Annotated in this window: 8 protein-coding genes and 1 pseudogene; 6 read left to right on the top strand and 3 right to left on the bottom strand. The window is 66.6% G+C overall.

What is annotated here, in order from left to right; all coding sequences use genetic code 11:
* Together ROTAS13_RS26385 and ROTAS13_RS15750 are read left to right on the top strand one after the other, a co-directional pair.
* A pseudogene (locus ROTAS13_RS26385) lies at positions 1–120 on the top strand (IS5/IS1182 family transposase); the annotation flags it as partial.
* A 114-nt stretch (positions 121–234) separates the two neighbouring features.
* Positions 235–1,140 carry a LysR family transcriptional regulator gene (locus ROTAS13_RS15750; protein ID WP_019462055.1) on the top strand — a complete coding sequence of 302 codons (906 nt, stop codon included), beginning with the start codon at positions 235–237 and terminating at the stop codon, positions 1,138–1,140.
* Between the two features lie 14 nt (positions 1,141–1,154).
* On the opposite strand, the gene ROTAS13_RS15745 is transcribed toward ROTAS13_RS15750, so the two are convergent.
* On the bottom strand, positions 1,155–1,652 hold the full coding sequence (locus tag ROTAS13_RS15745) for an Lrp/AsnC family transcriptional regulator (RefSeq protein ID WP_019462054.1): 498 nt from the start codon (positions 1,650–1,652) through the stop codon (positions 1,155–1,157).
* Positions 1,653–1,976: 324 nt separating this feature from the next.
* Here ROTAS13_RS15745 and ROTAS13_RS15740 point away from each other — a divergent pair, with 324 nt between their 5' ends.
* The 4 genes from ROTAS13_RS15740 to deoC all read left to right on the top strand — a co-directional run bounded on the left by ROTAS13_RS15740 (position 1,977) and on the right by deoC (position 5,598).
* A complete protein-coding gene (locus ROTAS13_RS15740; RefSeq protein ID WP_019462053.1) occupies positions 1,977–3,134 on the top strand; it encodes an FAD-binding oxidoreductase in 1,158 nt (385 codons plus the stop codon).
* 224 nt (positions 3,135–3,358) lie between these two features.
* Entirely contained in the window at positions 3,359–4,093 is a 735-nt protein-coding gene (locus ROTAS13_RS15735; RefSeq protein ID WP_019462052.1) for a haloacid dehalogenase type II, read from the top strand.
* Between the two features lie 80 nt (positions 4,094–4,173).
* Positions 4,174–4,533: a tRNA-binding protein gene (locus ROTAS13_RS15730; protein ID WP_019462051.1), complete on the top strand. Its 360-nt coding sequence runs from the start codon at positions 4,174–4,176 to the stop codon at positions 4,531–4,533.
* Positions 4,534–4,896: 363 nt separating this feature from the next.
* Entirely contained in the window at positions 4,897–5,598 is a 702-nt protein-coding gene (deoC, locus tag ROTAS13_RS15725) for a deoxyribose-phosphate aldolase (RefSeq protein WP_019462050.1), read from the top strand.
* Between the two features lie 54 nt (positions 5,599–5,652).
* Here deoC and ROTAS13_RS15720 read toward each other — a convergent pair whose 3' ends face one another.
* Together ROTAS13_RS15720 and ROTAS13_RS15715 are read right to left on the bottom strand one after the other, a co-directional pair.
* Positions 5,653–6,237, bottom strand: coding sequence for a carboxymuconolactone decarboxylase family protein (locus ROTAS13_RS15720; protein ID WP_202801213.1), 585 nt, complete (start codon positions 6,235–6,237; stop codon positions 5,653–5,655).
* A gap of 78 nt (positions 6,238–6,315) precedes the next feature.
* Positions 6,316–7,404: a catalase family protein gene (locus tag ROTAS13_RS15715; RefSeq protein WP_019462048.1), complete on the bottom strand. Its 1,089-nt coding sequence runs from the start codon at positions 7,402–7,404 to the stop codon at positions 6,316–6,318.
* Positions 7,405–7,664 lie beyond the last annotated feature (260 nt).

Raw genomic sequence — 7,664 nt, 5'->3', positions numbered from 1 at the left:
TGGCTCGCCCGCTACCGACGCCTGACCATCCGCTACGAGCGCCGCGCCGACATCCACCTCGCCTTCACCACACTCGCCTGCGCCCTCGTCTGCCTCGGCCAGATTAGGCGGTTCTGTTAGGCGCTCTAAGATGGCCAGCATGCTTCCTCCCAGGCCGCCATTCTCGAAGGGGCGGTCCATGGGGAAGCAATCGTCTATGACGAAGGATGGAGGCAACCTATATATCCATAACATATGCGCATAAATCTGAACCTTCAGCAGCTCTCTGCCTTCCTGCAACTCGCCCGCACCGGCAGCTTCAGCGAAGCCGCGCGGCAACTGGGCGTGTCGCAGCCGGCGCTCAGCCGCATGGTGCAGCAGATGGAGGAAACGGTCGGTGCGCGCCTGTTCGACCGCACGACCCGCAGCGTGGCGCTGACGCCCACCGGGCAGGACCTGCGCCCTATCGCGGAGCGCCTCGTTGCGGAGTTCGACAGCTCCTTCAGCGAGCTGGGGCGCTTCATCGAAGGGCGGCGCGGGCGTGTCGCGGTGGCGGCCTTGCCCTCGGTTGCCGCGGTCCTGCTGCCGCCTGCCATCGCGCAGTACCGCCAGGGGCGCGCGGATGTGGAAGTGGCGGTCCTGGACGGCCTCTCGGGCTCCGTGCTGGACGTCGTGACCGAGGGCCGTGCCGATATCGGGCTGACGATCCGGCCCAGCCCGCGGACGACGCTGTCCTATCGGCCCCTGGTGTCAGACGAGTTCGGCCTGGTCTGCCGCCCCGACGATGCGCTGGCCGGCGACGGCTCACCTCTGCCCTGGTCGGCCTTCGAGGGCAGGCCCTTCGTGGCCATGGCGCCCGAGAGCAGCGTCCGGCAGATGACCGATGCAGCCTTCCTCCAGGCCGGGCTGGCGATACCGCCGCTCTACGGCTGTGCCTTCCTGGGCACCACCGGGCATCTGGTGGCGTCGGGGCTGGGCATCACCGCCCTGCCGCGACTGACGATGCCGCTCCTGGGGCGGCTCGACCTGGTCTGGCGCCGGCTCGAGCACCCGGTGATGCGGCGGCAGATCGGCGTCGTCACCCAGTCCCGACGGAGCCTCGCACCTGCCGCGCTGGCCTTCCTCGCGGTGCTGGAACAGCAGGCCAGGATACACGGGTGACGCCGGGAGCGGCGTCACTCGACGGCAGAAAAGAATTCGTGCAGGTCCGGCAGTGGCTTCGAGAAGATCGATTTGATGACGATGTAGGAGAAGTACTTTTCCACGCCGATGTTCAGCGAGAGCACATACTCCATCGTGTCCTGATAGTGCTGGATGGAGCGTGCCATGAACTTCAGGAGATAATCGTAGCCTCCGCTCACGAGGTGGCACTCAATGACCTCGTTGATCGCACGGATGCGCGTCTCAAAACGCACGAAGTCACTGCTCCGGTGGTCGGAGAGCGTGACCTCGGTGAAGATGGTCACCGTGTCGCCGAGCTTCTGGATGCCGATATGCGCGCCATAGCCGGTGATGTAGCCGGCCTTCTCCAGGCGCTTCACACGCATCAGGCAAGGGCTGGGGGACAGTCCCACCTGACCGGCCAGGTCCAGGTTGGTGATGCGGCCGTTCTGTTGCAGGCAGGAGAGAATGTTCAGGTCGATGCGGTCCAGCTTTGGAGTGCCTGGCGCCATGTATGTCGTCCGGGAGTGGCTTCCTGTCGAGTAGGCCAGGCTCAGCCGACCGTCGAACTCGGCGCGACATTAGAGAGGCACCCTGCCAAGCGCAACCCGCCCGGCCGGCGGCGACGGCGCGAACCGCTCCGCACCCCTGGTGCCCGCCGGATATCCGCTGGCCCGCGGCGACACGCAGCAGGAGATTTCGTCGCGGCCCCGGTGTTCGGCCGATCCTGCCTGCGGCCGGTGCTAGCATCGGGCACGGGCTGCGGCATGGCTCGGCGCAGGCCATGCCCGTGTAGCGCCGTCGCCCATGCGCGTCCCGGAACGATGGAGAGCAGGATGGAGCATTTCGAGGCCGTTGTGATCGGCGGAGGCGCGGCCGGAGCCTCGGTGGCCTACGAGTTGTCGTGCTTCGGACCCGTTGTCCTGGTGGAACGCGAGGCGGGCCTCGGCTATCACAGCACCGGGCGTTCCGCCGCCGTCATCTCCGAGAACTACGGGCCCCTGGGCTGGCAGACCCTCGTCACCGCCAGCCGGCCCTTCTTCAAGGCGCCTCCGCCCGGCTTCGCTGCCAACCCTCTGCTGCACCGGATCGGCGCGCTCTACTTCGGCACGCGGGACCAGGAAGCCTCGCTCCGCAACGATGAGGCCGAGCTGAAGCGCCGTGGCGTATCCTGCCGCCTCCTCCCGGCGACCGAGGCGGCGCGGCTGTCGCCCACGGTCCGGACAGACGGCTTCACGCTCGCTCTCCACGAGCCCGAATGTGCCGATATCGACGCCGATGCGCTGGTCCAGGGCTATGTCCGGGCCGGCAAGGCCCGCGGCCTGCGGACCCTGATGTCCACCGAGGCCGTGACGCTAGAGCGCCGGACGGCAGTGTGGCATGTCCGCACCTCGGGCGTGGAGTTCACCGCCAGCCGCGTGGTCAACGCCGCCGGTTCCTGGGCGGACGAGGTGGCGGCGCGCGCCGGCATCCGTCCCAAGGGGCTGCAACCCTATCGCCGCACCGCGATCACCTTCGAGGCGCCGGAGGGTTCCGACGTGCGGAGCTGGCCGATGACCTTCGACGTGGCGGAGACCTGGTACTTCAAGCCGGAGGCAGGCCATGTGATGGTCTCGCCCGTGGACAAGACGGCGTGCCCGGCCTGCGATGCCGCGCCCGACGAATACGACGTCGCGCTCGCCATAGACCGTATCGAGAATGCCACGATCATGAAGGTGCGGCGGATCGTGAGCCGCTGGGCCGGGCTTCGCACCTTCGCGGCGGACGAGCAGCCCGTGATCGGCCCCGATCCTGACGAGGCCAGCTTCCACTGGCTGGCCGGGCAGGGCGGCAACGGCGTCATGGGCGCACCGGGCGCGGCGCAGCTCGCGGCGGCGCTGGCGATGGGCGAATCGCTTCCGGGTTTCGTCGGTGCCTATGGGATGGATATCGGCCGCGTGCTGCCTTCGAGAAACTTCGTGGCGAAGGCCGCGAAGCAGCAGGCCGCCGTATAGAGGCCAGCGGGGCCGGAACGGCGTGGCGGGCGATCGCTACCCGGCGGCGCCCGACCCCGCACCGGCGAGACGCCGTGCCGCCATGCAGCAAATGATTCTGTGGCGTCCGCGTTCCGCCGCGACATCTGCGGGATGCAAGGACCCGGCTGGTGTTTCATTGCAGCCCGGCCGGGTTACGCTCGGGGTATCAAACGCCCTCGCCGTTCAGCAGGAGATGTTTCCCCATGCGCCTCACCGACTTCAAGGTTCTCACCTTCGATTGCTACGGAACCCTGATCGACTGGGAAAGCGGCATGATCGAGGGCCTTCGCCCATTGACCGAAAAGGTCGGCCGTCCTCTCGGCCGTAACGAGATCCTGGAGGCGCACGCCTTCCATGAATCCACCCAGCAGATCCAGACCCCGGCCCGGCCCTATGCCGAGCTGCTGCCGATTGTCTACAAGCGCCTGGCGGAACAATGGGGCGTGCCGGTCACCCTGGAGGAATGCCTGGCTTACGGCCGGTCGGTCGGCAACTGGCCGGCCTTCGAGGATTCGCCGGGCGCGCTGCGGTACCTTAAGAAGTTCTACAAGCTGGTGATCCTGTCCAACGTGGACAACGCCAGCTTCGCCGCCAGCAACAAGCGCCTACAGGTGGAGTTCGACGCGATCATCACCGCCGAGGATGCCGGTTCCTACAAGCCGAGCCCGCGGAACTTCGAGTACATGCTGCAGCGCCTCGGCGCGGGGCTGGGTGGCGAGAAGATCGGCAAGGAGCACATCCTGCACACGGCCGAGAGCATGTTCCACGACCACAGGCCAGCGAACGCCTTCGGCCTGGCATCCTGCTGGATCTATCGCCGTCACAAGGACCAGGGCTTCGGCGCCACCATGAACCCCGGCACGATGCCGCATGTGGATTTCCAGTTCAACAGCATGGCCGATCTGGTCAAGGCACATCAGGAGCAGCTTCGCGCCTGACCTGCTCCGCCCGAGCGAGTTCCAAACGATCCCGGGGCACGGCCGCCGGCCGTTCCCCGGCCTGAGCAAAGGGATATCCCATGACCGATGCCGTGCAGGCCGAGGCCAAGCCGCTGGCCGAATACGATGATTTCGCGAAGCTCGACATCCGCGTCGGCCGGGTGGTCGAGGTGCAGCCCTTCCCGCGTGCGCGCAACCCGTCCTACAAGGTCGCCGTCGATCTGGGCGACCTCGGCATCCGCTGGTCCAGCGCGCAGATCACGAGCTACGCGCCGGAAGACCTCGTTGGCACCAGCGTCGTGTGCATCTGCAACTTCGCGCCCCGCAACATCGCCGGCTTCCAGTCGCAGGTCCTGATCCTCGGTGCGCGCAACATGGAAGGTGAGGTGATCGTCCTCTCCCCGCGCTCCGACGTGCCGAAGGGTAGCGCCGTCTTCTGACGAACTGCGCGTTCGCCGCCGTCAGCCGGAAATGAGGTTGCGATAGCGGCACTGGTCGGCATGCATCTGCTGCCGGACGAGCCGCTCTGCAGCAGCACACGCCCTTCCGGCAAGGCTAGCCCTTGCAGCGGTTGCGAAAGGTCCCACCGCAGGGGCATGGAGGAAGTGGCAAGTGCCGCCGTATCGCTAAGCCACGGCATCCCGGCGCGGCTCGCCCATCGCCGCATTGTCCTGGATCCTTCTCCTCGTGGCGGAGGGCCTTGACATGTGGCCCCATGATGTGACGATTTTCACAGAATCTGGAGACTGAAAGTCACCGGGCTGACCCACCCGGATCGCACGGCCCGGCACAGAGGACGTAGAGTGAAGACACAGCCGACCGCCCTGCCGCGCCGCCCCGAGGAGCTGGCCCCGCTGATCGATCACACGCTGCTCCAGGCGGGAGCAGGCGCGGCCGAACTGCGCCGCTATTGCGAGGAGGCGCTGCGGCACGGGTTCTGCTCGGTCTGCGTCAATCCGGTGAACGTGCCGCTGGTGGCGCGGCTGCTGCGCGGCAGTGCGGTGAAGACCTGTTCCGTAGTCGGCTTCCCGCTGGGCGCCACGACCTCCCGGGACAAGGCCGCCGAGACGGCAAACGCCGTGCATCATGGCGCCGACGAGATCGACATGGTGATCCCCATCGGCGCGCTGCGGGACGGCAGGGCTGACGAGGTGCGCGACGACATCGCCACGGTGCGCAAGGCCTGCGAAGGGCAGGTGCTGAAGGTCATCATCGAGACCTGCCTGCTGACGGACGAGCAGAAGCGCACCGCCTGCCGTCTGGCCGCCGAGGCGAAGGCCGACTTCGTGAAAACCTCCACCGGCTTCTCCACCGGCGGTGCCACGGTGGAGGATGTGCGGCTGATGCGCGGGATCGTGGGGGATGCGCTGGGGGTGAAGGCCTCTGGCGGCATCCGCGACTGGGACACGGCTCTGGCGATGATCGCCGCCGGCGCGAACCGGATCGGCGCCAGTTCCGGCGTGGCCCTGCTCACAGGGGCGCCGGCTTCCGGCACCGGCTACTGACGCAGGAACGGGAGCGGAGGGAGGGCGCACCCGCGTCAGGGGCCACAGGCAAGGTCAGCCCTGAGGCAGGCCTTCTTCGCGGCCAGGAACTGACATATCGAAGGCATTGAGCAGCACGGAAACCAGACAGTAGCCACCCACGAGATAGATCAGTTCCGCTGTCTGTTCCGCGCCGAAAGCCGCAACCGCACGGCGATAGGTGGTTTCCGGAAGATTCCGGCCACCAGCGAGCACCGCGGCCACGTCATAGGCCGCCGCTTCCTCTTCCGTAAGGTCGGCCGGGCGCTGGCCTGCCGCGATGGCGGCGATCTTGGACGGCGTCAGGCCAGCCGCATCGGCGACGTGTTCGTGGGCATAGAGCTCATAGCGAGAGTTGAAGGCCGCGCCGGTGACGAGAATCGCCACCTCATGCGCAGACCGGGGCAGCTTGGAATTCTCGATCAGAGCCTTGGTATAGATCCACGCCGCCTCTCCGAACTGCGGAAAGCGCAGCATCGGCGCGAAAGGACCCACGAGTGCGCCGTCAGCGCGTTTCGAGACGAAGCCCTTGAGGTGTTGCTTGATCTCCCTAGCCATGTCTTCGTGAAGAGCCCTGATACCGGGCGGCATCTCGTCGGGTGGAAAGGGGGCTGCGCGCAAGGCTCTGCTTCCTTGGTCAGAGGAGAGGAAAATCGGGAGGGGCCTCACCACGCGATGCGGCAAGGCCCTCCGGAAGGCTCAGGCGCCTGTCCCGCCGCCCGGTTCATGGATCGGGCAGCGGTTGAAGCGCTCGCGGAACCTGGCCGAATGCCTGTAGGCCTCGCGCCGGGCACGGTTGATGTTGCCCAGTGGCTGGTGGGCGGCAAGGCCGGTCCAGATCATGAAGTGCATTTCCTCGTTCACGGCCTGGACGCGGGCGGCATCCCAGCTGTCCTGCCGCGGCGCGGTGATGGTGGCGACCGTCCGGGAAGGTGCCTTCTCCTCATCCCACACGACGGTCGGGTCCTCGACGGGCTGCTCCTCCAGGTCGCGGCATAGCTGCACGCGGAACTCCCAGACACCGTCGATGCCCTTCATCTCGCCCTGTATCGTCTCACGGATCGCATCCGGCCGGCCGGAGGCATCGATCTCCTTGCCCTTCAGGGCCAACAGGTCCGGCGCGACCGGAACGAGGCTGAACTTGGCGATATAGTCGCCATAGCGGAATGGCGTGACGCTGTAATAGGTCTCGCCTAGCGGATCGACATTGGGCGCGCCGCCCAGCGACTGCACCTTGGTGCTCTCGACCCCTACGGCCTCCAGGGCGGTGTTCACGCCGCGCAGCACGGAGGACATGACCTTCTTGGTGCCCTCCATCCGGTCGGTGGTCCTGGCCAGCATCTTCAGGTTGCCCAGGAACTGGTCGGCGGTCTTCGTCTGGAAGACCGGCCCGTTCACCATGATGAAATCCTGGGTGCTGCCCTCGGCGTCGGGCAGTCGCTCGCCTTCCACATCCAGCACCTTCAGCGCCATGCCGCGTGGCAGGGAGATCGCGTCCGGCAGGATGTCGCCGGCATTGGTCGAGATCCGCATATAGACCTTGTGCTCGCCCGGCTTGGCGAAAAGGCCCTGCGCCAGCTCCGGCGGAAGGCCAGCGGCGATCACCATCCTGCCTTCGAGAATGCCATGGGCCTTGGCATGGACGGAGCGGACGGCATGGCCGTAGTCCTTCGCCGTCGTCTCCAGGATGGTGTCGAAGGCCTCGTTGAGATCCTGGATCGTGTCCTGCTCGCCGGGCTGGATATCCTCCACGCCAGGGGTGTAGCGGACCGGGAGGCTGAGGCTCATCGTCGGCTCTTTTCTTCGGTTCTCCCGCCTGTCCAGACCATGCCATGAATTGCTCGTGCCAGGACAGAAGAGCGACTGGCGGGTTCGTCTGGAACAGGCTTCGCTCTGCGAATAAACCGCTGCGAGCCCTAAGTGTCAATCGGCACTGAATTGGGACCCCAGATCGGCACGCAAAAGGGACCCTCTTGTGAGGTGTGTTGAGGGGGCGTTCAGGCGCGGTTCTTGAATCGCCAACTATCGTTGCCGGTCTCGACGATGTC

Source organism: Roseomonas sp. TAS13, from assembly GCF_001950415.1.
Lineage (GTDB): Bacteria > Pseudomonadota > Alphaproteobacteria > Acetobacterales > Acetobacteraceae > Roseomonas > Roseomonas mucosa.
Note: the sequence above shows the minus strand (reverse complement) of the source record. Positions and strands in the feature narration are given on the sequence as shown.